Annotated in this window: 21 protein-coding genes and 1 pseudogene; 5 read left to right on the plus strand and 17 right to left on the minus strand. The window is 42.5% G+C overall.

What is annotated here, in order from left to right; all coding sequences use genetic code 11:
- Positions 1-14 precede the first annotated feature (14 nt).
- Positions 15-1,370 (plus strand): annotated as a pseudogene (locus LKX84_RS17045) (FAD-dependent oxidoreductase); the annotation flags it as partial.
- A 194-nt stretch (positions 1,371-1,564) separates the two neighbouring features.
- On the opposite strand, the gene LKX84_RS17050 reads toward LKX84_RS17045, so the two are convergent.
- Positions 1,565-2,344: a zinc ribbon domain-containing protein gene (locus LKX84_RS17050; protein ID WP_228238791.1), complete on the minus strand. Its 780-nt coding sequence runs from the start codon at positions 2,342-2,344 to the stop codon at positions 1,565-1,567.
- A gap of 6 nt (positions 2,345-2,350) precedes the next feature.
- Positions 2,351-3,445 carry a Nif3-like dinuclear metal center hexameric protein gene (locus tag LKX84_RS17055; RefSeq protein ID WP_228238792.1) on the minus strand — a complete coding sequence of 365 codons (1,095 nt, stop codon included), beginning with the start codon at positions 3,443-3,445 and terminating at the stop codon, positions 2,351-2,353.
- Positions 3,446-3,492: 47 nt separating this feature from the next.
- Between LKX84_RS17055 and lpxK the strand changes: the two genes are divergently transcribed.
- On the plus strand, positions 3,493-4,491 hold the full coding sequence (gene lpxK / locus LKX84_RS17060; protein WP_228238793.1) for a tetraacyldisaccharide 4'-kinase: 999 nt from the start codon (positions 3,493-3,495) through the stop codon (positions 4,489-4,491).
- Here lpxK and LKX84_RS17065 read toward each other — a convergent pair.
- The 9 genes from LKX84_RS17065 to LKX84_RS17105 all read right to left on the minus strand — a co-directional run bounded on the left by LKX84_RS17065 (position 4,488) and on the right by LKX84_RS17105 (position 13,274).
- On the minus strand, positions 4,488-6,632 hold the full coding sequence (locus LKX84_RS17065) for an ATP-binding protein (RefSeq protein ID WP_228238794.1): 2,145 nt from the start codon (positions 6,630-6,632) through the stop codon (positions 4,488-4,490). The genes lpxK and LKX84_RS17065 overlap by 4 nt on opposite strands.
- A 74-nt stretch (positions 6,633-6,706) precedes the next feature.
- Positions 6,707-7,717 (minus strand): type I glyceraldehyde-3-phosphate dehydrogenase, encoded by a 1,011-nt coding sequence (gene gap / locus LKX84_RS17070; RefSeq protein WP_228238795.1) that lies wholly within the window; start codon positions 7,715-7,717, stop codon positions 6,707-6,709.
- 14 nt (positions 7,718-7,731) lie between these two features.
- Positions 7,732-8,607, minus strand: a complete 876-nt coding sequence (gene lipA / locus LKX84_RS17075; protein WP_228238797.1) for a lipoyl synthase — start codon at positions 8,605-8,607, stop codon at positions 7,732-7,734.
- Between the two features lie 62 nt (positions 8,608-8,669).
- On the minus strand, positions 8,670-9,230 hold the full coding sequence (locus LKX84_RS17080; RefSeq protein ID WP_228238799.1) for an RNA polymerase sigma factor: 561 nt from the start codon (positions 9,228-9,230) through the stop codon (positions 8,670-8,672).
- A 31-nt stretch (positions 9,231-9,261) separates the two neighbouring features.
- Complete coding sequence (locus LKX84_RS17085; protein ID WP_228238801.1) at positions 9,262-9,471, minus strand: membrane or secreted protein; 210 nt, start codon at positions 9,469-9,471, stop codon at positions 9,262-9,264.
- A gap of 72 nt (positions 9,472-9,543) precedes the next feature.
- Positions 9,544-10,302: an anti-sigma factor gene (locus LKX84_RS17090; RefSeq protein ID WP_228238803.1), complete on the minus strand. Its 759-nt coding sequence runs from the start codon at positions 10,300-10,302 to the stop codon at positions 9,544-9,546.
- The gene (locus LKX84_RS17095) at positions 10,299-10,865 is read right to left on the minus strand and encodes an RNA polymerase sigma factor (RefSeq protein WP_228238805.1); all 567 of its coding nucleotides are present in this window, start codon (positions 10,863-10,865) and stop codon (positions 10,299-10,301) included. Before LKX84_RS17095 ends, LKX84_RS17090 begins: the two co-directional genes overlap by 4 nt.
- A gap of 202 nt (positions 10,866-11,067) precedes the next feature.
- Positions 11,068-12,084, minus strand: coding sequence for a UDP-N-acetylmuramate dehydrogenase (murB, locus tag LKX84_RS17100; RefSeq protein WP_228238809.1), 1,017 nt, complete (start codon positions 12,082-12,084; stop codon positions 11,068-11,070).
- Positions 12,081-13,274 carry a pyridoxal phosphate-dependent aminotransferase gene (locus LKX84_RS17105; RefSeq protein WP_228238815.1) on the minus strand — a complete coding sequence of 398 codons (1,194 nt, stop codon included), beginning with the start codon at positions 13,272-13,274 and terminating at the stop codon, positions 12,081-12,083. Before LKX84_RS17105 ends, murB begins: the two co-directional genes overlap by 4 nt.
- A gap of 158 nt (positions 13,275-13,432) precedes the next feature.
- On the opposite strand from LKX84_RS17105, the gene LKX84_RS17110 reads away from it, so the two are divergent.
- Positions 13,433-14,758 carry a PDZ domain-containing protein gene (locus tag LKX84_RS17110; protein ID WP_228238817.1) on the plus strand — a complete coding sequence of 442 codons (1,326 nt, stop codon included), beginning with the start codon at positions 13,433-13,435 and terminating at the stop codon, positions 14,756-14,758.
- A 56-nt stretch (positions 14,759-14,814) separates the two neighbouring features.
- Here LKX84_RS17110 and LKX84_RS17115 read toward each other — a convergent pair whose 3' ends face one another.
- Positions 14,815-15,207, minus strand: a complete 393-nt coding sequence (locus tag LKX84_RS17115; RefSeq protein ID WP_228238818.1) for a DUF1573 domain-containing protein — start codon at positions 15,205-15,207, stop codon at positions 14,815-14,817.
- A gap of 198 nt (positions 15,208-15,405) precedes the next feature.
- Between LKX84_RS17115 and LKX84_RS17120 the strand changes: the two genes are divergently transcribed.
- Both LKX84_RS17120 and LKX84_RS17125 read left to right on the plus strand, forming a co-directional pair.
- On the plus strand, positions 15,406-18,030 hold the full coding sequence (locus tag LKX84_RS17120) for a valine--tRNA ligase (protein WP_228238821.1): 2,625 nt from the start codon (positions 15,406-15,408) through the stop codon (positions 18,028-18,030).
- 262 nt (positions 18,031-18,292) lie between these two features.
- Positions 18,293-19,561, plus strand: coding sequence for a sterol desaturase family protein (locus LKX84_RS17125; RefSeq protein WP_228238822.1), 1,269 nt, complete (start codon positions 18,293-18,295; stop codon positions 19,559-19,561).
- On the opposite strand, the gene LKX84_RS17130 is transcribed toward LKX84_RS17125, so the two are convergent.
- The 5 genes from LKX84_RS17130 to ftsH are packed head-to-tail and all read right to left on the minus strand — an operon-like array spanning position 19,558 to position 23,885.
- On the minus strand, positions 19,558-19,821 hold the full coding sequence (locus LKX84_RS17130) for an acyl-CoA-binding protein (RefSeq protein WP_228238823.1): 264 nt from the start codon (positions 19,819-19,821) through the stop codon (positions 19,558-19,560). The two genes, LKX84_RS17125 and LKX84_RS17130, sit on opposite strands and share 4 nt — an antisense overlap.
- A complete protein-coding gene (locus LKX84_RS17135) occupies positions 19,814-20,482 on the minus strand; it encodes a phosphatidylserine decarboxylase family protein (protein ID WP_228238827.1) in 669 nt (222 codons plus the stop codon). Before LKX84_RS17135 ends, LKX84_RS17130 begins: the two co-directional genes overlap by 8 nt.
- Positions 20,472-21,275 (minus strand): phosphatidate cytidylyltransferase, encoded by an 804-nt coding sequence (locus tag LKX84_RS17140; protein ID WP_228238829.1) that lies wholly within the window; start codon positions 21,273-21,275, stop codon positions 20,472-20,474. Before LKX84_RS17140 ends, LKX84_RS17135 begins: the two co-directional genes overlap by 11 nt.
- Before the next feature lie 4 nt (positions 21,276-21,279).
- Positions 21,280-21,888 carry an LUD domain-containing protein gene (locus tag LKX84_RS17145; RefSeq protein ID WP_228238830.1) on the minus strand — a complete coding sequence of 203 codons (609 nt, stop codon included), beginning with the start codon at positions 21,886-21,888 and terminating at the stop codon, positions 21,280-21,282.
- A 50-nt stretch (positions 21,889-21,938) separates the two neighbouring features.
- The gene (gene ftsH / locus LKX84_RS17150) at positions 21,939-23,885 is read right to left on the minus strand and encodes an ATP-dependent zinc metalloprotease FtsH (protein WP_228238832.1); all 1,947 of its coding nucleotides are present in this window, start codon (positions 23,883-23,885) and stop codon (positions 21,939-21,941) included.
- Positions 23,886-23,891 lie beyond the last annotated feature (6 nt).

Consider the following 23,891-nt stretch of genomic DNA (forward strand, 5'->3'; position numbering starts at 1 on the left):
AGGCCCAGAAGGCATTTATGAAACAGACCCCAAAAAATATTGCCATCATCGGTTCTGGATTGGTGGGCTCCCTTTTAGCAATCTACCTTAGAAAATTTGGACATTCGGTAACGGTTTTTGACCGAAGACCGGATATCCGTACCATTAAATTTTCTGGCCGATCTATCAATTTGGCGATGAGTAATAGGGGCTGGCGGTCCTTGGAAAAAGTGGGTCTGGCGGAAAAAATCAGGGAGATCGCCATTCCTATGGACAAGCGTGCCATGCACGTGAACGATACCCCCGTCTACTATCAAAAATATGGCAAGGAAGGGGAGGCCATTTGGTCCATTTCCCGTGGAATTCTTAACAAGCGGATGATCGATTTGGCCGAAGCCGAAGGAACCGAATTCCGTTTTGATGAAAAAGTATGGGATGTAGATCTTCCAGGAGCAAAAATATATACCGGTGAATCGGAGAAAAGCGAGTGGAAGGAATATCAGTACGATATTATTTTTGGCTGCGATGGTGCCTTTTCCCGCGTCCGGCACAAAATGCAACGTCGCAGCAGGTTTGATTATTCCCAGGATTTTATTGATGTGGGGTATAAGGAACTTACCATTCCACCCAATGAGGACGGTACCCATAAATTAGATAAAAACTCGTTTCATATTTGGCCCCGAGGTGCATTTATGTTGATTGCCATGCCCAATGTGGATGGCAGTTTTACCTGTACGCTATTTTTACCCTTTGAAGGAGAGGTTTCTTTTGAAAGCATCGCCACGGAGAGTCAGGCTAGGGCATTTTTCGAAAAGTATTTTCCCAATGTTAGGAAGGAAATTGAAAACCTGACCAAGGATTTCTTCCAGAACCCTACCAGTGCCATGGTGACCATGAAATGTTATCCGTGGACCTATTGGGACAAGGTGGCCTTGGTAGGCGATTCGGCCCATGCCATTGTTCCTTTTTATGGACAAGGAATGAATGCAGGTTTTGAAGATATTTATGTGCTTCACGAATTGATGGAGCAATATGGGGATGATTGGGAAACCATTTTTTCGGTGTATCAAAAGGAAAGAAAGCCCAATGCGGATGCTATTGCGGAACTCAGTTACCGGAATTTTGTTGAAATGAGCAGCAAAACTGCTGATCCCAAATTTTTGTTGCAAAAGAAGATTGAAAAACATTTTGCAGCCAAACACCCGGATAAGTGGATACCTATTTACAGTAGAGTCACATTTTCGGATAGACCCTATGCCGAAGCACTTGCCATTGGCGATCAACAAGAAGCCATCATGAAGAAGATCATGAAGCTTCCCAATATTGCCGATAAGTGGGATTCCAAAGAGGTGGAGGATAAGATGTTAAAGTTGTTGAAGGCTAGTAAGTAACTTGTCAATTCGAGTGATTTTTAGATTGTAATGATGAAAATTGTATCGAGAATTGGGCTATTGTCACTTTCTATTTAGTTCTCGATACTTTTCCTTTGGAAAAACTCGAACTGACATTTTTAATTAATAATTTCCTCGGGCACATAACAAAAAAGCCACCTTTTAGGTGGCTTTTTTAATTTTATTGGAAGCAATTAGATTTTGGCAAAAAGCTCTTGCATTTTGTCATGTTCTTCCTCGGCCAATAGTGGATCTACCAAAATACGGCCACTATGCTCATCGGTAATGATTTTTTTACGGGAAGCGATCTCTACCTGAACCTGTGGGGGAATGGTAAAGAAAGAACCTCCAGAAGCACCACGTTCCACAGCAACAACGGCCAAGCCGTTCTTCACGTTGGTACGGATTCTTTTGTAAGCTTGGATCAATCGGTCTTCGATTTTCTCTTCAAACTCCTCTGATTTTTTCAAAAGGGCCTTTTCCTCTTTTTCGGTTTCGGCTAGGATAGCATCCAATTCCCCTTTTTTGTGCTTAAGGTGACCTTCACGCTCAGTCAATTTTTCCTTGGTCTGGGTGATTACGTCTTTTTTCTGCTCGATCTGGGCCTTGAACTCTTTAATGTTCTTTTCGGCCAATTGGATCTCCAATTCTTGGAACTCAACTTCCTTGGTCAAAGAGTTGAACTCACGGCTGTTCCTTACGTTTTTCTGCTGCTCACTGTATTTTTTGATGAGTGCTTTGGATTCGTCGATAAGGTTTTTCTTGGCAGTGATTTCAAAATTGACGGTTTCCACGTCCGTTTTCAATTTGTCCAACCTGGTTTTAAGTCCAAGTACCTCGTCTTCCAAATCTTGTACCTCCAAGGGTAGTTCGCCTCTAACGTTGCGGATTTCATCCACCCTGGAATCGATAAGCTGTAGATCGTACAGTGCTCTCAATTTTTCTTCCACGGTGCTTTCTTTCTTGTTCGCCATATATGTTTATAAATACTTGATGGGATTCGTTATACTCTCCGATAAAGAGACTGCAAAATTAGGAATTTTTTTTGTAAGATGATCAACCAATAAATCTTTTGTAAACTGCTCAGTTTCAAAGTGCCCGATATCGGCAATTACGAGTTGGTTTTCGGCTTCGTAAAACTGATGGTATTTTATGTCGGAGGTAATGAAAACATCCGCATTCGCCCTTTTGGCGGCTGAAATAGCAAAAGCGCCACTTCCACCCAAAACGGCTACCTTTTTTACCTTTTTGTTCAAGAGTTGGGAGTGGCGAACTACGCTGGCCTTCATTTTTGACTTGACTTGGAGCAAAAATTCCGTTTCGTCCATTTCCATTTCCAGCGTTCCGATCATCCCCATTCCAATATCTTGATAGGTGTTTTCCAAAGTCACCACTTCATAGGCCACTTCTTCATAGGGATGTGCATTGAAAAGGGCTTGAAGTATGCTTTTTTCCTTCTCAAAGGTAAAGATGACATTGATCTGGGATTCTTTTTCAAAATGGACTTGCCCAATTTCACCTTTGGTGGGGTTGGCCAAGTTTCCTGCTTTAAAGCTTCCAATACCTTCCAAACTATAGCTGCAATCACTGTAATTGCCAATATCCCCGGCGCCCGCTTCAAAAAGTGCGGTTTTTACCTTATCGGCATCTGCCAATGGGGCATAGGTGACCAATTTTTTAATGGTACCTTTTTTGGGTATCAAAATTTCCGGATTCTTTAGTCCCAGCACTTCACATATTTTGGCATTCACACCCATTTTGCTATTGTCCAGTGCGGTGTGCATGCTATAAATGGCAATGTTATGCCTGATGGCTCTTAGAACCACGCGTTCCACATAGGTGCTCCCCGTGATTTTTTTCAAACCTGAAAAAATGATAGGGTGAAAACTTACGATAAAGTTACTTTTTTTGGTAATGGCTTCGTCCACTACATTTTCCAGCGTATCCAAGGTTACCAGTACTCCGGTTACTGCCATGTTGGGGTCACCGACCAATAATCCTACGTTGTCAAAATCTTCGGCATGTGCCAATGGGGCCAATTCTTCCAAAGTTTTTGTGATGTCCTTTACCGTCATGCTTAAAATGTTAATGTGCTAAAGATAAAATATTATATTTTCGTCCTATGCTGCAATTGCTCCGCAAAATAGCGTTTCCCTTTTCTTTGATCTATGGATTGGTAGTCCATGTTCGTAATTTTTTATACTATAAAGGTGTTTTTGCCTCTCAAACTTATGAAACTCCCACTATTTGTGTGGGCAATCTTAGTGTTGGGGGAACCGGCAAGACCCCTATGACCGAATATCTGTTGCGAATGTTGAAAGATGAACGTGTAGCAGTATTGAGCAGGGGATACAAACGGAAATCTGAGGGCTTTGTTTTGGCTTCCCGCAAAAGTACTGTTTTGGATTTAGGCGATGAGCCCTTTCAATTGCACCGAAAATTTCCTGATGTTGCCATTGCTGTGGACGCCGATAGAAGAAATGGCATGGAACAATTGGAAACCTTGGTGAAACCTAATGTGGTTGTTTTGGACGATGCCTTTCAACATAGAAAGGTAAAGCCAACTTTTTCTTTGTTATTGACGGCGTTCGATAATTTGTATGTGGACGATTGGTACCTGCCTACTGGAAATTTACGTGATGCTAAAAATCAGGCTGATCGTGCCAACCTTATTATTGTCACCAAATGTCCGGCCGGGTTGACGGCTTCGGAACGTGATGCCATCGGAAGTAAACTTCAACCCAAATCCCATCAAAAAGTATTGTTTGCCAGTCTGAATTATGCGGATTCGGTCGCTGATGGAAAAGGCCAAACCTTACCTCTGGATTCCTTAAAGAGCAAAGAAATTGCTTTGGTCACAGGAATTGCTTCACCAAAACCCTTATTGCAGTTTTTGAGTGTCAATGGAATTCAATACAAACATTACGAATTTGGGGACCATCACCATTTTTCAGCAAAGGATATTGAAAGTTTTCAAGGGCACCAACTGGTGTTGACCACCGAAAAGGATTTTGTTCGCTTGGAAGGTAAGATCGATGGACTTTATTATTTGGAAGTGGCGCACCATTTTTCAGAAAGTGACCATGCCATTTTAAAAAAATCCATTGAAAGGTTGTTCTAAACGGAACCTTGCATTTTGCTTCTAAGTACGTTCTCGCCAATTTTTTGGTAGAACACCTCCGGTTTGAAGGGTTTGGTGACCACATCATTACAGCCAGCGGCGTAGAAACTGTCCAAACTATCATCCAATGAAATGGCGGTCAAGGCAATGATCGGAATATCCTGGTTGAACTTGCGTATCTGTCTGGTGGCCTCTTCCCCGCTAATGCCCGGCATGTGAATGTCCATTAAAATGGCATCATAGGTATTGCTCTTGGCCAAATCGATGGCTTCATTGCCATTGTTGGCAATATCGCAGGTAATTTCTTTCTTGGTGAGCATTTTTTTGGTGATCACCTGATTGATCTTGTTGTCCTCCACAATTAAAATGTGCAAGCCCTTGAATTGGAATTCTTCAGGATCCAACTGAAAGGAAATCTCATCCAGTCCCTTGTTGTCACATTTAAGGTCCATTTCAAAAAAGAACGAACTACCTTGGTCCAACTCACTTTCCAATTGAATGGTACTTCCGAATAATCCCAATAAACTCTTCACAATGGTAAGTCCAAGACCTGTGCCGCCATATTCGCGGTTGATCTGAATGGAACCTTGCTCAAAACTGTCAAAAATGTGTTTTTGCTGTTCCTCAGAAATTCCGATACCGGTATCCCTTACTTCAAAATACAGTTTTACCTGATCTTCGTCTTTCTTCAACATTTTGGCAATGACCTCCACCTTTCCATTTTTTGTGAACTTGAGGGCGTTGCCCACAAGGTTCATGAAGATTTGTGAAAGTTTAATCGGGTCGCCCAATAATTGTTGTGGTATGTTGGAATCGTAGTCCAAGATCAGTTTGGTCTTGTTTTCCTTGGCATTGGGTTGAAGGGAATCCACAACATCGTTCAAGATCTTGTGCAATTTGAACTCAATGCTCAACGGTTCCAGTTTGTCCGCATCAATTTTATTGATCTGAAGGATATCGTTGATGAAATTCAAAAGATATTCCCCTGAGAATTTCAATGACTTTAAATGTTCTTTTTGGTGTTCCGCTGGGTTTTCCTCCAAAAGCAAATGGGTGAGTCCGGTCACCGCATACAGAGGCGTTCGCAGCTCGTGGGTAACGGTGGACAAGAAATTGGTCTTGGCCTCCATGGCCAATACTGCAGCATCCCTGGCAAGTTCCAATTCCTTGTTTTTGGTGTACAATAGGTCGTTGGTCTTTAACTTGATCTGGTTGTTCCTAAAGAGGGAGACAGCCAAAAGCGAAATAATGGTCAAGAAAGCCGAAGTCAAGATCGCAGTGATCTCGGACCGGTTTTTCGATTCGCTCAATTCCTCGATCTTGGCTTGCTGCTTGTTCAGTTCGTTGGTTAGGTGGTCATACCGAAGATCTTCTGCCGTTTTGGACTCTAATTTTGCCTTTTCAACATTGAAGATGGAGTCCTTTATTTGGGCCAATCCTTTGTTGAAAATGAGGGCCTGTTGAAAATTCCCCGTCTTCTCATAAATGTCGGATAGTTCCTCGTTGGCATTCTTTATGATTTTGGCGAACCCATGTTTTTGGGAAAGTTCAAGTGCTGCTTTGGAATGGATGATACCTTCTTCGTAATCGTTTAGCTTTACACTGATAACGGCCAGTTGCAGATTGGCTTTGGCCGCTAAATAGGCTCTTTCCTTGTCGTCTGAATTTACAATGAGCGCATGCAGGTTTTTGATTGCATCGTCATATTTTTCTATGTTGGTGAAAATATAAGCCTCCAGCAACAGGATGTTATTGCTCAGGTTTCTATTGTTACTGATTTTTCTGGCTTCATCCAATAATTTCAGGGCTTGAAAATTGTTGCCCTCGTCATATCTCAGTGCGGCATCCAGGTACAATTGAAAAGCTTGTGCATAGGCATAGGATTGGTCCTTGAGGTAAATGCTGGCCCTGTCCCAGTACTGAAGGGCGGTTTCCCTATCTCCCTCTTCCAAAAAAATACGGGCGTATTGCTGATACGTATCCAACAAGAGTTTGGTGTCCTCATTGCTTTCGGCAATGTTGGCGGCCTCATCTAACGTTTCCATGGCCTGGGCCACCTTATTTTGGTGGCGATATTCCATGAATTGATCAAAAATGGCCTGGACTTTTGCCGTTGAACTTGCATCATTTTGGGCAAGCATAGCTTGGGTGCATAAGAAAATGCACAATAGAAGTAGCGTTTTAACGCCTATCCAACTGTGTATCAAGCGCAAAATCAAATGTAATTTTTCTTTATAAGCAAAGCTATTAAATCAATAATTCTGGAACAATACCCAGTTTCATTGTCATACCATCCAATAATTTTCACCATTTTTCCAATTACGGAGGTCATCAAAGAATCAAACGTACAAGAATGACAACTATTGTTTATGTCGATGGAAACAATTGGATCTTCTGTGTAATGAAGAATTTGTTTCAATTCATGCTCGGCGTACTTCTTAAAGGTAGCATTTATTTCTTCAATGGAGGTTTCTCGGGCCACATTGAAAGTAATGTCCGTCAACGACCCGTTCGGAACCGGAACACGAATGCCACATCCACCGATAACATTGGACAATTCTGGAAAAATTCGTGTCAGTGCCTTTGCTGCCCCAGTTGTGGTGGGAATGATGGATTGCCCAGCAGCACGTGACCTTCGTAAATCCCGATGCGGGGCATCATGAAGGTTTTGGTCCGAAGTATAGGAATGGATTGTGGTAATATAAGCTTGTTCAATGCCGCAAAGTTCGTTGATGACCTTGATCATGGGGGCGGCATTGTTTGTGGTGCACGATGCATTGGAGATAATTTCATCATCAGCCTTGATGATTTCTTCGTTTACTCCCAAAACCACCATTTTAATGGAATCCTCTTCGGGCGGAACCGAAAGGATTACCTTTTTTGCTCCATTTTTTATATGAAATTGAAGCTGCTCTTCCTTCTTAAACTTTCCTGTCGCTTCTACAACAAGGTCTACTTGATGGGAAGCCCAATCGATATCCTTGGGATGACTATGGTTGAGAATGAACACTTTGTTCCCGTTGACGACCATTACATTTTCATGTACCTGAATATCGGCATCCAAGGTGCCATGGATGCTATCGTATTTTAGTAAATGCGCCAAAGTTTTGGTATCTGCCAAATCGTTGATGGCCACCACATGTATGTTCGGGTGTTTTTGTAATAACCTGAAAAGGGTCCTGCCGATACGTCCAAAGCCGTTTATGCCTATTCTGATGTCTTTCATGACAAGGGGAGGAACTATTGAATGTGCTTGTGCGCTTTATAGGAAGAACGGACCAAGGCACCGCTTTCTACATGTCTGAAGCCCATTTCAAGACCAATTTCCTCGTATTTTTTGAACTGCTCCGGTAAAATGAATTGTTTTACGGGAAGGTGTTTTTTAGAAGGTTGCAGGTATTGTCCGATCGTGACCACATCCACATCAGCCTTTCTCAAGTCTTCCATAGTGGCAATGACCTCATGTTCTTCCTCGCCCAAACCAAGCATGATACCAGATTTGGTGCGGTTGGCTCCATTTTTCTTCAAGTAGTCCAAAACTTCAAGACTACGCTCATATTTGGCTTGGATACGTACTTCACGGGTCAACCTTTTTACGGTTTCCATATTGTGTGAGATCACTTCTGGTGCAACGGCCAAAATCCTGTCCAGGTGGGTTGAGATTCCTTGAAAATCTGGGATAAGGGTCTCTAAGGTAGTTTCTGGGTTCATCCTTCTCACGGCTTTGACCGTTTCGGCCCAAATAATGGATCCCATATCCTTCAAGTCATCACGGTCTACGGAGGTAAGCACGGCATGTTTAATATTCATGATCTTGATGGATCGCGCCACTTTTTCGGGTTCTGCCCAATCCACACTTTCCGGTCTTCCGGTCTTTACGCCACAAAATCCGCAGGAACGTGTACAGATATTTCCCAAAATCATAAAAGTAGCGGTACCTTCTCCCCAACATTCTCCCATGTTTGGGCAACTGCCCGAGGTGCAAATGGTGTGTAGGTCATATTTGTCCACAAGGCCACGCAACTGGGTATATTTTTGACCTGTAGGTAGTTTTACCCGAAGCCATTTTGGTTTTCCTTTGGGTGGTATTACGCTTTCTGCCACGTTTGTGCTCATACAACGGAATTTGATTTACAAAGATACGAAACTGGGAAGGAAAGTTTACCCTGAGAATTGGGTCACTTTTTTTTGATGATCTCTGCCAACAACTTTTTGGCACGAAGTAATTTTACCTTGATGTTGTTCACAGGTTCATTGAGTTCAACGGCAATGTCCGCATAGCTCATTTCGTTGAAATACCGAAGGTTGATGACCTTTTGGTAATGGGGTTTCAATTTTTTGATGTCTTGCAACAGATTGGCAAGGTTTTGTTCAATGATCAATTGGTCTTCCACGGATGGGGATTCGTCCAAGACTTTTTTGACTTCCTCGCCCCTTGGATCCACATCATCCAATAAAGTCCTTTTTCTTTTACGGATGAGGTCTACATGCAAGTTTTTGGAAATGGTGATAAGCCAAGTCTTGAACTCGTAGGCTGAATCATAGGTTTCGAGACGATCAAATGCTCGCGAAAAGGTCCTGATGGTGATGTCCTCCGCATCATTTTCATTCTTGGTACGCTGCAACTGAAAACCATACACATCGTTCCAAAAAGTATCCAAGAGTGTGCTGAAGGCAATTTGGTTTCCGGCTTTTGCCCTGCGAATGGTCTCTTGTATGGAATTATCGGTTTTCTCCAAAAATAAAGGTGTCCTTAATGATTGTAATGGATCAGTTCAACTCGGGCAACGAGTCTTTTTTACATTCCTGCTCATGAGGCAATTTGCCGCAAAAACCACAGGCTTCGCCACTCTTGTTCAAAAAGGGGCTTTGACTTGCACAGGTTCCGGCAAACTTCCCATCTTTTTTACTCCAAATTTTAATTGCGATTCCAGCAAATGCAAGTGCTAACAGGCCAATGGTCAATAGTGCTAACTTCATAATCCAACTTTTGTACAAAGGTACAAAATACCCTTGTAAAGCAAGGGCAGGTTTACCTTTACTTTAGGATTATTAATAGGCGATGTTAGCGACAATATTGTCCACAGAAGGAGCGGCATTGCCACCTTTTGGTTCAATGGTGATGTAGCCTACGGCATTGTCAGCATAGGGTAGGGCCAAAAGTTTGTCCTTTTCGTCCAATTGCTTGATAACACCCAAGTTTACCAATTCGCCGTTCACTTCGGCCCACATTTGGAAACATTTGTCTTCTGGCAATTGTGGAACATTGCTCACATTGATGTAAGACAATTTTTTGACCGGGTTGATATAGGCGATGGCTTTCAACTCTTTTCCTTCACGCTTACCGTTGACCTCATATTTTTTGGTCGCAGGGTTGTTCAGGACGATGAACTGGTTCCTCATGTCTTCCAACTGGTCCTTCATGTTGTCTTCCAAATATTTGATCTTGTTGGAAACCAAGGTATTTTCCTCTTGAAGGTTTTTGTTTTGGTTCCAGAAGAATAGGGAAGACCCGGCGAAAACCAAAATGGCGACACTGGCAGCAACGGCGTAACGGTAGAACCTTTTGCTCACCATTTTTTCCTTTTTGGCACTGGCAAGGATGATTTCCTTCAGACCTTCAGGGGTGTTTTTGGCGTACATTTTGGCAAAGGTCTCCAAGTTTTTTTGAAGCTCGTCATACGTTTCCCTCACCTCGGGATACATGGCGATATACCTTTCCGCTTGTTGGGATTCTTCTTTAGAAGCATCACCAATAAGATATTTTTCCAATATGTCGGATTCCAGAAATATTTTTACTTTTTCCTTCATGACAGTAAGTTTAAGATTAAGAGCAAGGACATTGTTGTGCCATAGATTTTTCCAAGTTCCCTAAGTCCTATTTTTAGTCTTGATTTTATTGTTCCCAGCGGAATGTCCAGTTCTTCACTTGCCTCTTGTTGAGTCATTCCATCAAAAAACAGGGCCTCCAATACTATGCGGTACTTCGGGTCGATCTTATCCAAATTATCTTGGATATCCATATGGTCGGGCACAATACCCTTAACTCCAACTTTATATACGTTGGAAACATCGATTTGGACTTCCTTATCCGCTTTATTATTTATACTTCTTAATTTATCGATGGCCGTGTTCCTTGTTATGCGGAACAACCAGGTAAAAAGTTTGGCTTTGGAGGCGTCATAGGAATCCGCTTTTTTCCAAATTTTAATGAAACTTTCCTGCAATACATCCTGGGCCAGATCTTCATCTTTTACCACCTTAAAAGCGACACCGTAGAGCGTTTCACTGTAGTTTTCATAGAGCAGTGAAATGGCCCTATCGTCCTTTTCTGCCAGTAGTGAAACAATATGTCTTTCAATCAATGTGCTCATGTATGACGCTTTTGGTAATTTTTTTTGGGGACAAAAATCTAAAATAGGGTTTATCTCGTATATAGAACAAAGCTAAGGCAGAAAAAGGATTATCTACTTAGCCATTTGAAAAGAATTTAGAGGGTTTGAATGCCCTGACTGCATACATAAATTTGGTTAGTTTGGTTTGGTATAACCCCCGTTTCTGTTCTAAGTGCGGGGGTTATTTTATGATGTTCACCTCGGGTTGGATTTTAATCCCGAAAGTATCATAAACCTCTTTCATGACTTTTTCGGATAGGGCAAGTATCTCTGCACCAGTAGCATTCCCATAATTGACCAATACCAAAGCCTGCTTATCGTGTACACCTGCGTCACCAAATCTTTTTCCCTTAAATCCACATTGCTCAATAAGCCAACCGGCAGGGATTTTTATTTGGTCATCATCAGTTTCATAATGGGGTGCTTGCGGATTTTTTTTGATGAACTTTTCAAAAGCCTTTCTTGAAATTACCGGGTTTTTAAAAAAGCTACCACTGTTTCCCAGTTCTTTTGGGTCGGGCAATTTGCTTCTTCGGATGGTAATCACGGCGTTTGAAATATCCTGAATGGTTGGATAAATGACATCATTTTTCTGCAGTTCGGCCTCAATGGCGCCATATCCGGTATGCAGGGCATGGTCATGTTTGGTAAGCCTTAAATTTACCGATGTGATGATATATTTGTCCTTAGCTTCGTTCTTGAAAATGGATTCCCGATAACCAAATTTGCATTCCTCATTATCAAAGGAAATCAATTCACCTGTTGCCATTTCCATAGCCGTGCAACTCACAAAAACATCTTTCAGCTCAACACCGTACGCACCAATATTCTGTATGGGTGCAGTTCCCACATTTCCGGGGATTAACGAAAGGTTTTCAATGCCACCGAAATCCTTTTCAAGGCACCACATGACCAAACCGTGCCAATTTTCGCCGGCCATGGCCTTGATTTCAACAGTGTCCTCATTTTCTTCCACAATGCTGATACCCTCCAGATTGATATGCATCACAAGGGCGTCTATATCTTTGGTAAGCAACATATTGCTTCCACCACTGATGATGAATTTTTTGGGATATGCCTTAAGCTCCAAGACTTTCTGTAGTTGGGCAAGTCCTGTGATATCAACAAAAAAACGTGCCTTGGCATCGATACCAAAGGTATTATACGGTTTTAAGGATATGTTTTCAAGAATATTCACCGGGCGTTGTACTTGGTTAAGGCCTTGCCCAAAATCTGGACCGCCTTTACAAGTTGCTCTTTTTCGAGCACATAAGCAATTCTTATCTGATTTTTTCCAAGTCCGGGAGTGGCATAAAAACCGGCGGCAGGGGCAACCATCACGGTATTGCCATCCACTTCAAAATGCTCCAGCAACCATTGGGCAAAATCATCGGCATCTTCCACAGGTAATTCCACCACACAGTAAAAGGCGCCTTGTGGAACCGCTACTTTTACACCTTCCAACTTCTGGAGTTCGGAAATCAGGATGTTCCTTCGGGAAACGTATTCCTCGATCACGGCATCAAAATATTCCTGGGGCGTTTCCAAGGCAGCCTCACTGGCAATTTGTGCAAAAGTGGGGGGTGACAATCGGGCCTGTGCAAATTTCAAGGCCGTTTGGATCACTTCCTTGTTTTTGGAAACCAAACATCCGATTCGGGCACCGCACATACTGTATCTTTTAGAAACGGAATCCACCACAATGGCATGTTCCTCCAAACCTTCCACCTGTAGAATGGAATAATGGGTCCTTCCTTCATAGGTGAATTCACGGTACACTTCATCAGCGATCAAGAACAGATTATGTTTTTTCACCATTTCCGCCAACTGCATGATTTCTTCCTTACTATATAGGTAGCCAGTTGGGTTACCGGGATTGCAGATTAGGATGGCCTTGGTTTTTGGGGTGATGAGTTTTTCAAACTCCGAAATGGGAGGGAGGGCAAAATTGGTATCGATGCTGGAAACGATCGGAACCACATTCACGCCTGCAGCAGTGGCAAATCCATTGTAATTGGCGTAAAATGGCTCCGGTATAATGATTTCATCCTCGGCATCCATAATGGTGCCCATGGCAAAACTCAACGCTTCCGAACCCCCTGTGGTCACAATAATGTCCTTTGCGTTTACATATATGTCCTTTTTGGCATAATAGGCCGCAATTTTTTCCCTGTATTGTTCGGAGCCCTCCGTCATACTGTAGGCTAAAACCTCAATGGTGTGGTTGCGAACCGCATCCAATGCCACTTTTGGGGTCTTGATATCGGGTTGCCCAATATTGAGGTGAATTACATGGGTGCCACGCTTTTTTGCAGCCTCGGCATAGGGGACCAATTTACGGATGGGAGAGGCGGGCATGTGCCTCCCTTTGTTAGAGATACTGGGCATTTCCAAATTTTTACGCAAAAATGGGAAAACCAACACTTGAAAACAACATATTGCGCAATATTTGTTCGCCGATCAAAATGTTAAATTCAGTGGAGGCATTCTTTGAATTTTGTATATTTAGTAAACATAACCTTATAAAAGTGAGTATGTTAAAAAAAATGCTATATTTTTTTATACTTCTTTTAATTGTGCCGATAACTGTTTTGGCGCAGGGATATGGTTTGCCCAATGGGCAGAAATTCGAAAAAATCAGGTTTGAACTCATCAATAACCTGATGATTGTACCTATAGAGATCAATGGGGCCGAATTGACTTTCATTTTGGATTCAGGCGTGAGCAAGCCCATTTTATTTAATCTTTCCGAATCGGATTCTGTACCCATCAACAATGTTTCCGAGGTAACCATTCGGGGATTGGGTGATGGAGAACCCATGAAAGCATTGAGTTCCAAAGGGAATGTTTTTAAACTTGGCAATGCCAGGAATTTTTCTCAGGACCTTTATGTAGTATTGGATCGGGATATCAATCTATCCACATCGTTGGGAATTCCTGTGCATGGTATCATGGGATATGATCTGTTCCGCGATTTTGTGGTAGAAGTCAATTATGGTTCCAAGAACATTAAACTACACGACCCTAACATATACGAATACCGACAAAAGAAGAACGATCAGACCATTCCTTTGGTAGTGGAAAGGAAAAAGGCCTATGTTGAGGGTACCGTTCTAATGCGGGATACAGCAAACATTAAGGTAAAATTGTTGGTGGATACAGGAAGTAGCGATGCCTTATGGCTTTTTCATGAACCTGAACGCGGATTGGAGGTGCCCGACAAAAATTATGAAGACCATCTGGGCAGGGGATTGAGTGGTGATATTTTTGGAAAGCGTTCCAAGATCAGAGGTGTCCGTATCGGGGATTTTGAACTGAAGGACGCCAAGGTGGCCTTTCCTTACCGAGAATTTTTCGGAGGGTTTGAAAACTTGGGTGATCGAAATGGAAGTGTTGGTGGTGAAGTGTTGAAACGTTTCAATATGGTGTTCGATTATTCCCGTGGCCAGGTAACGCTCCGCAAAAATGGCAACTTCAAGGAGCCTTTCCAATACAATTTGGCCGGTATAGAACTTCAACATAACGGATTACGCTACATCGCTGAAAGTATTGCCGATAACAACGGAATTGTAAAGGATGATGATTCTTCCTTCGGAAACGTCAAGATTTTGATAGAGAACCGAACAAAGCTTAGCTTGGTCCCTGAAATAGTCGTATCCAGTATCAGGGCCGGTAGTCCTGCTGCTGAAGCTGGCCTTCGAGAAGGGGACGTGATCTTGGCCATCAATGGAAAGGGAGTGCATCGATATAAGATCCAGGAAATCCTAAAAATGTTGAATGAGAAGGAAGGAAAACGCGTTAAAGTTTTGATTGAACGCTACAACAAAGACCTTCTGTTTTCTTTTGTATTGAAGAAAGTGTTCGACGACTAGAAATAAAAAGCCCCGGAAACAAAGTTTCCAGGGCTCCTATTAAAATAATTTTCTTTTTACTTACTGGCACCAGGTCCTTTAACCTCTCCTTTGATTTTTAAAACCTTCGTAGGGGTATCAGAATTGGAGGTCACGGTAATGGCCTTTCTAATTGGGCCAACCCTGTTGGTGTCATATTTCACTTCGATTTTACCTGTTTTACCTGGCATGATCGGTTCTTCCGGTTTTTTAGGGATGGTACATCCACAGCTGGATCTAACATCACTGATTACCAAAGGAGCAGTTCCTGTATTAGTGAATTCAAATACACGAACTCCATCGCTTCCTTTTTCAATTTCACCGTAATCGATGGTCTCACTTTTAAATTCAATTTTAGCCGTAGCTTCTTGCGCATAGATCCCTAGGGAAATAAGCCCTAAAAATAGCACGAGTACAGTTTTTTTCATCATTTTTGGTTTTTGGGTGAATTTCAAAAGTAGATGTTTTCACACCTGCGTCCAAAATTCTTTTGTTATGTAATAACGTTACTTATTTTTGTTTCGTATTTCTGAATCGGAATCTATCCGAAGAATAGCTATTGATAAACATTGCGCTTTCCCTTCAAAAATTCGATTCAAACCCATATGTAACAAAAACTGTACCGAAAAATGGAAATTCCATCAAAATATGAGCCCAAAAGGGTTGAAGAGCGCTGGTATAACTACTGGATGGAGCATGATTATTTTAGCTCAACCCCTGATGAAAGGGAGCCTTACACCATTGTGATTCCCCCACCAAACGTGACAGGGGTGCTCCATATGGGCCATATGCTCAACAATACCATTCAAGATGTGCTCATACGTCGTGCCCGACTATTGGGAAAAAATGCCTGTTGGGTGCCTGGTACGGATCACGCTTCCATTGCTACGGAAGCCAAAGTGGTGGCCAAATTAAAGGAACAAGGGATTGATAAGGCCAACTTGTCCCGGGAGGATTTTTTAAAGCACGCTTGGGACTGGACCCACGAATATGGTGGTGTCATCCTTCAACAATTGAAAAAACTGGGCTGCTCCTGTGATTGGAACCGGACCAAATTCACCATGGATGATGATATGTCCGCTTCAGTGATCAAGGTTTTTGTGGATTTGTACAATAAGGGATTGATTTACAGGGGTTATCGAATGGTGAACTGGGATCCTGAAGCCAAAACTACCTTGTCCGATGAAGAAGTAATCTATGAAGAAAGACAGGGCAATCTGTATTATTTGGCCTATGATATTGAAGGTTCAGACGAAAAGGTAACCATTGCAACCACCCGTCCCGAGACCATTTTGGGAGATACTGCCATCTGTATCAACCCAACTGATGAAAGATACCATCATCTTCGCGGTAAAAAGGCCATTGTGCCCATATGTGGTAGGGTTATCCCGATCATTGAAGATGAATATGTGGATGTGGAGTTCGGTACCGGTTGCTTAAAAGTGACCCCGGCCCACGATGAGAACGATAAGAATCTTGGGGAAAAGCACAATCTGGAGGTTATTGACATCTTCAATGAGGATGCTACTTTGAATTCCTTCGGATTGCATTACCAAGGTAAAGATCGATTTGTGGTCCGCAAGGAAATCGCCAAGGAATTGGAAGAAAAGGGATTTTTGGTGAAAACGGAACAGCATATCAACAAGGTGGGGACTTCCGAAAGAACCAAGGCCGTTATTGAACCCCGATTGTCCGATCAGTGGTTCCTGAAAATGGAAACTTTGGCCAAACCTGCTTTGGATGCGGTTTTAAATACGCATGATGTTAAGTTGTATCCTTCCAAATTCGATAATACCTATCGCCATTGGATGGAAAACATCCGCGATTGGAACATATCCCGTCAGTTGTGGTGGGGACAACAGATTCCAGCTTATTATTATGGTGATGGCAAAGAGGATTTTGTAGTGGCCGAAACCCCTGAGCAAGCTTTGGAATTGGTTAAATCTAAAAATCCGGCAATCCAACAATCCGATTTACGTCAAGATCCGGATGTTTTGGACACTTGGTTTTCTTCCTGGTTATGGCCCATCAGTGTTTTTGGTGGAATCATGGAGCCGGACAATAAGGACGTGAATTATTATTATCCCACCAGTGATTTGGTTACCGGTCCCGATATTTTGTTCTTCTGGGTGGCCAGAATGATCATTTCCGGGTACGAGTACAGAGGGGAAAGACCTTTTGAAAATGTGTATCTGACAGGTTTGGTTCGCGATAAACAGCGTCGGAAAATGTCCAAATCCTTAGGGAATTCCCCTGATGCACTCCAATTGATAGAGGATTTTGGTGCCGATGGGGTTCGTGTTGGGTTATTATTGAGTTCCGCTGCGGGTAACGACTTGTTGTTTGATGAGGCCCTTTGTCAGCAGGGATCCAATTTTGCCAATAAGATCTGGAACGCTTTCCGATTGGTGAAAGGTTGGGAAGTTGCTGATATCCCTCAACCTGAAGCTGCTAAAACAGGAATTGACTGGTACAGGGCCAAGCTGAGTCAGACGTTGGTCGAAATTGAAGACCATTTTTCAAAATATCGCATTTCCGATGCCTTGATGGCCATTTACAAATTGGTTTGGGACGATTTCTGTTCTTGGTTGTTGGAAATTGTAAAACCAGCCTATCAACAACCAATAGACCGAACTTCTTTTGAGGCGGTAATCCAATTGTTTGAAGAAAATTTGAAACTGTTACATCCTTTCATGCCGTTCTTGACCGAGGAGATTTGGCAACACATTGCCAAACGTACCCCTGAGGATGCCCTGATTGTGGCCCAATGGCCCAAAGCTGAAAAAGTGAACGCCAAATTGATTGCCGATTTTGATTTCGCTGCCGAGGTCATTTCAGGTATCCGAACCATTAGAAAAGAAAAGAGCATTCCTCAAAAGGATGCTTTGGAACTTTTTATGCTCAATGCGGAGGGAGTAGGTGATAATATGGACGCTATCATCCTAAAGGTGGCCAATGTTTCCAAATTGGAAACCATTGATGCAGGATTGGACGGGGCTTTGAGTTATCGAGTGAAGAGTAACGAATATTTTATCCCGATCAGTGGGGCCATAGACGTTGAAGAAGAGATCAAAAAGATCAAGGAAGAGCTTCAATATACCAAAGGTTTCCTAAAATCGGTACAAGGTAAATTGAGCAACGAACGCTTTGTGAACAATGCACCGGAACAAGTAGTGGCCATTGAACGCAAAAAAGCAGCTGATGCCGAAGCCAAGATTGAAACCTTGGAAAAAAGCCTGGCCAGTTTGCAATAGCCTTTCGTTATATCGCTAAATAATTTGTGAAAAGGGAAGGGGACTTCCCTTTTTTCTTGTTCAAATGCTTCGAGTGTTAATGCGATAATAGAAATACGAGTTTGGTTGTTAGGCAAGGTGGAGATTTCTTCCCAAATGAAAAGAAGTTCGCAGTCCAGTTCGAATATCACTTACGCAAACGATATAGATTTATTTAAAAATTTGAAGTAAATTCATGACGCATTACCCCGTACCTGCGTTGGTTAAACTTTAAATTTTACAGATGGAATCGTATGCGACGGCATTGCTTTATGCCACTCCTTTCTTCATCGGGTTGGTCTTGGTGGAGGTGCTCTATGGCAGATTTGCAAAAAATCAGAAACACAATGTAATGGATACCGTGAGCAGCCTGAGCTCCGGATTGACCAATGTGGTGAAAGACTCACTTGGACTTGGTATCATTTTGATCAGCTATCCTTTTTTATTGGAGCATTTGGCCCTTATCGAAATCAAATCCACTTGGTTGGTTTGGGTAGTGGCGTTTATCGCTTTGGATTTTGCCGGGTATTGGAACCATAGGTTGAGTCATCATATCAATTTCTTTTGGAACCAACATGTGATCCATCACAGCAGTGAGGAATTTAATTTGGCCTGTGCCCTGCGTCAGCCTATTTCCAACCTATTGGGGTATTATGCCTTGTTGTTGATTCCTGCTGCGCTTTTGGGAGTTCCCAATACGGTCATCGCTGTTTTGGCCCCGATTCATTTGTTCGCGCAGTTTTGGTACCATACCCAACATATCGGAAAAATGGGGTGGTTAGAGTATGTGATCGTGACGCCTTCGCAACATCGGGTGCACCACGCCATCAACCAACAATATATCGATAAAAACCTAGGACAGATTTTCTGCATTTGGGATCGCATGTTCGGTACTTTTCAAGAAGAGCTGGAGGAGGTGCCGCCTCAATATGGTGTTTTGAAACCTGCCCACACTTGGAACCCCATCATCATCAACTTTCAACATTTATGGCGATTGATGCAAGACGCTTGGAGGACTAAGAATTATTGGGACAAATTCCGTATTTGGTTCATGCCAACTGGATGGAGACCTAAAGATGTAAAGGATAAATACCCAGTTGAGATTATTGAGGATGTGTACCATTTTAAAAAGTACCAACCGGAATCTTCCATGGCGTTAAAGGGTTATTCGCTTTTTCAGTTGATCGTGACCACAGTGTTGATGCTTTTTATGTTCTACAATTACTCAGAAATCGGTTTTGAAGGGTTGTTGTTGTTCGGTGCCTTTGTTTTTTTAGGAGTTTATGGATACACCACTTTAATGGACCGTGCCCCTTACGCCGTTTGGATAGAGCTGTTCAGGGGCTTGGCAGGCTTGGTTCTGATTTATTGGACCAATGATTGGTTCGGTATCAATGCATTTTTACCGATGGGAAGCTATCTTGTAGGGTTGTATTTTGTAGTCACCATTTTTGGGGCCATCTACTTCACGTATTTTGAAAAGACCTTGGCAACCCCAGATTTGGTTTCTTAACGAAAGTTCAATTCTTTTTCTACAAGCTCGATATATTTTTCCATGGCCTCTTTGGGGCCAATGTTCTGTGCTTGAAAAAGGGCATTTGCCTTAAAGGCGTTGATTAATGGCGTTCTACTGCCAGGGTTGTCGTAATTTCTATTGGCTATTTTGAAATAGGCATATAATCGGAGCAAAAAATCCGCAGGTAATGGTTCTGTATAACTGTTTACAAAAGCCACTGCCTCATTGAACTTTTTATGTAGCTCTTCATCATTCATCGTCCTCAGGTCTGAAGGAAGCAATACAGGTTTTGGCGCCGACCACTTTTTGGTTCAACTTAACGGTAATGTTACAGTTCAAGGGCAATAAAAGGTCTACCCTGGATCCAAATTTGATGAAACCGGCATCTTGTCCTTGCGTAACCTGTTCCCCTTCTTCGGCATAGTTTACAATGCGACGGGCCAAGGCTCCGGCAATCTGTCTATATCCAATTTCTCCAAACTTGGGAGTGTGCAACACTACTGTGGTGCGCTCGTTTTCGGTACTCGATTTAGGATGCCATGCCACCAAATATTTTCCTGGGTGGTATTTGGAATAGGTGACCGTTCCACTGGCCGGGTAGCGCGTAACGTGCACATTCACCGGTGACATGAATATGGAAACCTGTCTTCTTCGTTCCTTAAAATATTCGGTTTCTTCCACTTCTTCAATGACCACTACCTTACCGTCAACTGGGGCCAAAATTTCATTAAAATTGGGGGTAACGGGACGTTTGGGGTTCCTGAAAAACTGCAGGATGAGTATCAAAAGGATCAATGCGGTAATCTGTATCGCATATCTGGCCCATTCCAATTGCATATAGAATTCGGCGGCTAGAATGGCGGCGACCACTATAAAAAATGTAGTAATAATTATTTTTTGACCCTCTTTATGAAACATAGGAGAATAAGTTTAGTATCAAATAGGCAAACGGTGCCGCAAAGACCAAGCTGTCCAATCGGTCCCAAATTCCACCATGACCTGGCAATATGGCACCACTGTCCTTAACACCAGCCATTCGCTTGAATTTGGATTCCAATAGATCGCCCAAACTACCGGCAACCACTATTAATGTAGCCATTGCCATCCATTGGGTCACGGTCAGTTTTGTCTCATACCACGATAAAATGTAGGCGGCTACGAGTGCAAAAATAAGACCTCCGATAGAACCTTCAATAGTTTTTTTGGGAGAAACTGATGGAAAAAGTTTGGTGCGCCCCAAAGTCCTTCCCACCAAATAGGCAAAAGTGTCGTTTACCCAAATCAATATAAAGATGCCCATAATTAAAAATTGGGCAAAATCTTCCTCTTTATATGGAATCATTGTCAAAAAGATGCATCCTCCACCTATATAGAAAACCGCAATCACGAATTTTTGAAAATCGGTAAATTTTGCTGGCTTATCAGAAAAAAGGAACATGAGTAACGCCAAATCTACCGTTATGGTCAGTAGCATAAGCACAGTAATGGCTGCACTATCTTTTACCAAGTAAATGTAGGCCCACCAAAGTGCCAAATAGGCCACAAAGATGTAATATCCCTTGATCCGTACTATTTTTTTGAACTCGTACAAACAGGTAAGCCCAAAGGCCATAAAAAGAAAGTCAAAGGCATCCGAACTCAAAAAAACAGTCCCCAAGAGAAGCACAACATAGATGACCCCGGTAATGGAGCGTCGTAAAATTTCCCTCATGAAATCAGTAGTCTTCTAGGAGTAAAAGATAGACATTTTTTGAGGCACTCCCATAGGAAAGGAAATCATCCTTGTTTTCCTGGGTAAGTTGAAAGTGCTTTAAAGTTGTAATGTTATTGGGAATATTCTTTTGGTAGCGTTCCTTGATGATCTTGAGTCCTTCGCTGATAGAGTCCACCAATTGACTGGTGGTCGCAAATACGATCAGGTTGGAAGGAAGCTCATCCAACTTTTTTTCCTTAATCTGGTTGGAGCACACTAGGATGGAACCATTGTGGGCCACCAAGTGCTCGCAAGTCGTAAAAAAGATATCGCTTTCCTGTCTGTCGTTAGTGAATTTCAGGTTCTCCGAAGAAAACTTGGTCTCCAATCTAGGATCGAGGGTATAGAGCAAATGGTTCTGCCAATCGTTCTCCGAGATAATGTTTTTCAAGGCATCTGAAACTTCTGAAAAATCTTCACAGTAAATGAATTTGCCCCCATTTTTTTTGAAATAGATGGTGAATTTTTCATCCACGGGAATTTTTAGATCGGGCATGTGCTCTCCACGGGTTTCCGCTGTTTCTTTGGAAACCTTTTTTCCTCCTCCAAAAAGTTTTTTGAAAACTCCCATCTATTGTATCAGGTGCATATTCAATATAAATTCAATCCAAGATTTTTAGCTTATTTGGCAGGTTCTAGCTCTTCATGTTTTTCAAAAGGCCTTCTACCAAAGATTTTCTCCAAATCGTCCTTAAAGATAACTTCTTTTTCTAACAGCCTATCTGCCAATTCTGTTAGCTTGTCCTTGTTATCGGCCAATAGTTTAATGGCTCTTTGGTATTGCTCTTCAATGATTTTTGAAATCTCTTGATCAATTTTCTGTGCAGTCTCCTCGCTGTACGGTTTGGTGAAACCATATTCGTTTTGTCCGGTTGAATCGTAATAGGTAATGTTACCCAATTCATCATTAAGACCATAAATAGTTACCATGGCACGAGCTTGTTTGGTCACTTTTTCCAAATCGCTCAAAGCACCTGTCGAAATTTTATCGAACATTACCTTTTCTGCCGCACGACCTCCCATGGTGGCACACATTTCATCCAACATTTGTTCGGTTCGGACGATTAGGCGTTCTTCTGGTAAGTACCATGCAGCACCCAAAGATTGTCCCCTAGGAACGATGGTGACCTTCACCAAAGGTGCGGCGTGTTCCAACATCCAACTAACAGTGGCGTGGCCAGCCTCATGGTAGGCAATAGTCTTTTTCTCTTCTGGGGTGATGATTTTGTTCTTCTTTTCCAAACCACCAACGATTCTATCCACGGCATCAAGAAAATCTTGCTTGGTCACCGCTTTTTTCTCTTTACGGGCGGCGATAAGGGCGGCCTCGTTACATACGTTGGCGATATCCGCACCTGAGAATCCAGGGGTTTGCTTCGCCAAAAAGTCAAGATCCAAGGTCTCGGCGGTTTTGATTGGGCGCAAATGCACCTCAAAAATTTCTTTTCTTTCGTTCAAATCTGGAAGGTCCACATAGATCTGACGGTCAAAACGACCGGCACGCATCAAGGCTTTATCCAGTACATCAGCACGGTTGGTAGCGGCCAATACGATTACGTTGGTATTGGTTCCAAAACCGTCCATCTCGGTCAACAATTGGTTCAGGGTGTTTTCCCTTTCGTCATTGGAACCTGTGAAGTTGTTTTTCCCCCTAGCACGACCAATCGCATCGATCTCATCAATAAAGATGATGGCAGGTGACTTATCCTTTGCCTGTTTGAAAAGGTCACGTACCCTAGAGGCACCAACCCCAACGAACATTTCAACAAAGTCAGAACCTGAAAGGGAAAAGAAAGGAACTTTTGCTTCCCCGGCAACGGCCTTGGCCAAAAGGGTCTTACCTGTTCCCGGAGGGCCTACCAAAAGGGCCCCTTTCGGGATTTTACCTCCCAGTGAAGTGTATTTATCAGGGTTTTTAAGGAATTCCACAATCTCTTGTACTTCTTCCTTGGCACCCTCCAAACCAGCAACATCTTTAAAAGAAGTGCGGGTATCGGTTTTCTCGTCGAACAATTTGGCCTTTGATTTTCCGATGTTGAAAATCTGACCACCTGCACCGCCTCCTGCGCCACCGGACATTCTTCGCATCAAATAGATCCAAATACCAATGATCAACACAAACGGCAACAAGGAAAGTAACAATTCCCCGATTACGTTGGATTCCGTATCGAACTCAACAATGGTGTCGAGGTTGTTTTCTTTTTTGATCTCGGAGATTTCGTTCTGAAAAATCTGAAGATCTCCATAATCCAACACATATTGAGGCAATAAACTGCTGGAAGGGAACAATGGTTTTTTGGCCACTCCCTTATGAACGTCCTTCTTTAAGGCTTCTTCGGTAAGGTAAACCTTTGCCTGTCTGGTATTGGTAATGATGACGATTTTGGATATATCGCCATTACGCAAAAATTCCTGCAACTCGGAAGTTGTGGTCTTTTCGGTACTTGAAAAACTACTTCCACCAAAAAACTGGAAACCAATGATCAATGCGATTACTACGCCATAAATCCACCACGAACTAAAACGCGGCCTCTTTGGGGGGGTATTTGAATTGTTCTCTTTTGCCATTTTGTT

The sequence above is a fragment of the Allomuricauda sp. M10 genome, assembly GCF_020782875.1.
GTDB lineage: Bacteria > Bacteroidota > Bacteroidia > Flavobacteriales > Flavobacteriaceae > Flagellimonas.

Excerpts from the sequence above, each read along its gene's own strand:
- LKX84_RS17090 (WP_228238803.1), bottom strand. The coding sequence starts at position 10,302 with ATGAAGGAAAAAGTAAAAATATTTCTGGAATCCGACATATTGGAAAAA.
- LKX84_RS17110 (WP_228238817.1), top strand. The coding sequence starts at position 13,433 with ATGCTATATTTTTTTATACTTCTTTTAATTGTGCCGATAACTGTTTTG.
- lpxK (WP_228238793.1), top strand. The coding sequence starts at position 3,493 with ATGCTGCAATTGCTCCGCAAAATAGCGTTTCCCTTTTCTTTGATCTAT.
- ftsH (WP_228238832.1), bottom strand. The coding sequence starts at position 23,885 with ATGGCAAAAGAGAACAATTCAAATACCCCCCCAAAGAGGCCGCGTTTT.
- LKX84_RS17120 (WP_228238821.1), top strand. The coding sequence starts at position 15,406 with ATGGAAATTCCATCAAAATATGAGCCCAAAAGGGTTGAAGAGCGCTGG.
- LKX84_RS17135 (WP_228238827.1), bottom strand. The coding sequence starts at position 20,482 with ATGTTTCATAAAGAGGGTCAAAAAATAATTATTACTACATTTTTTATA.
- LKX84_RS17145 (WP_228238830.1), bottom strand. The coding sequence starts at position 21,888 with ATGGGAGTTTTCAAAAAACTTTTTGGAGGAGGAAAAAAGGTTTCCAAA.
- lipA (WP_228238797.1), bottom strand. The coding sequence starts at position 8,607 with ATGAGCACAAACGTGGCAGAAAGCGTAATACCACCCAAAGGAAAACCA.
- LKX84_RS17140 (WP_228238829.1), bottom strand. The coding sequence starts at position 21,275 with ATGAGGGAAATTTTACGACGCTCCATTACCGGGGTCATCTATGTTGTG.
- LKX84_RS17105 (WP_228238815.1), bottom strand. The coding sequence starts at position 13,274 with ATGCCCAGTATCTCTAACAAAGGGAGGCACATGCCCGCCTCTCCCATC.
- LKX84_RS17050 (WP_228238791.1), bottom strand. The coding sequence starts at position 2,344 with ATGGCGAACAAGAAAGAAAGCACCGTGGAAGAAAAATTGAGAGCACTG.
- LKX84_RS17055 (WP_228238792.1), bottom strand. The coding sequence starts at position 3,445 with ATGACGGTAAAGGACATCACAAAAACTTTGGAAGAATTGGCCCCATTG.
- LKX84_RS17130 (WP_228238823.1), bottom strand. The coding sequence starts at position 19,821 with ATGAATGATGAAGAGCTACATAAAAAGTTCAATGAGGCAGTGGCTTTT.
- LKX84_RS17125 (WP_228238822.1), top strand. The coding sequence starts at position 18,293 with ATGGAATCGTATGCGACGGCATTGCTTTATGCCACTCCTTTCTTCATC.
- LKX84_RS17115 (WP_228238818.1), bottom strand. The coding sequence starts at position 15,207 with ATGATGAAAAAAACTGTACTCGTGCTATTTTTAGGGCTTATTTCCCTA.
- LKX84_RS17065 (WP_228238794.1), bottom strand. The coding sequence starts at position 6,632 with ATGCTTGCCCAAAATGATGCAAGTTCAACGGCAAAAGTCCAGGCCATT.
- LKX84_RS17095 (WP_228238805.1), bottom strand. The coding sequence starts at position 10,865 with ATGAGCACATTGATTGAAAGACATATTGTTTCACTACTGGCAGAAAAG.
- gap (WP_228238795.1), bottom strand. The coding sequence starts at position 7,717 with ATGAAAGACATCAGAATAGGCATAAACGGCTTTGGACGTATCGGCAGG.
- LKX84_RS17085 (WP_228238801.1), bottom strand. The coding sequence starts at position 9,471 with ATGAAGTTAGCACTATTGACCATTGGCCTGTTAGCACTTGCATTTGCT.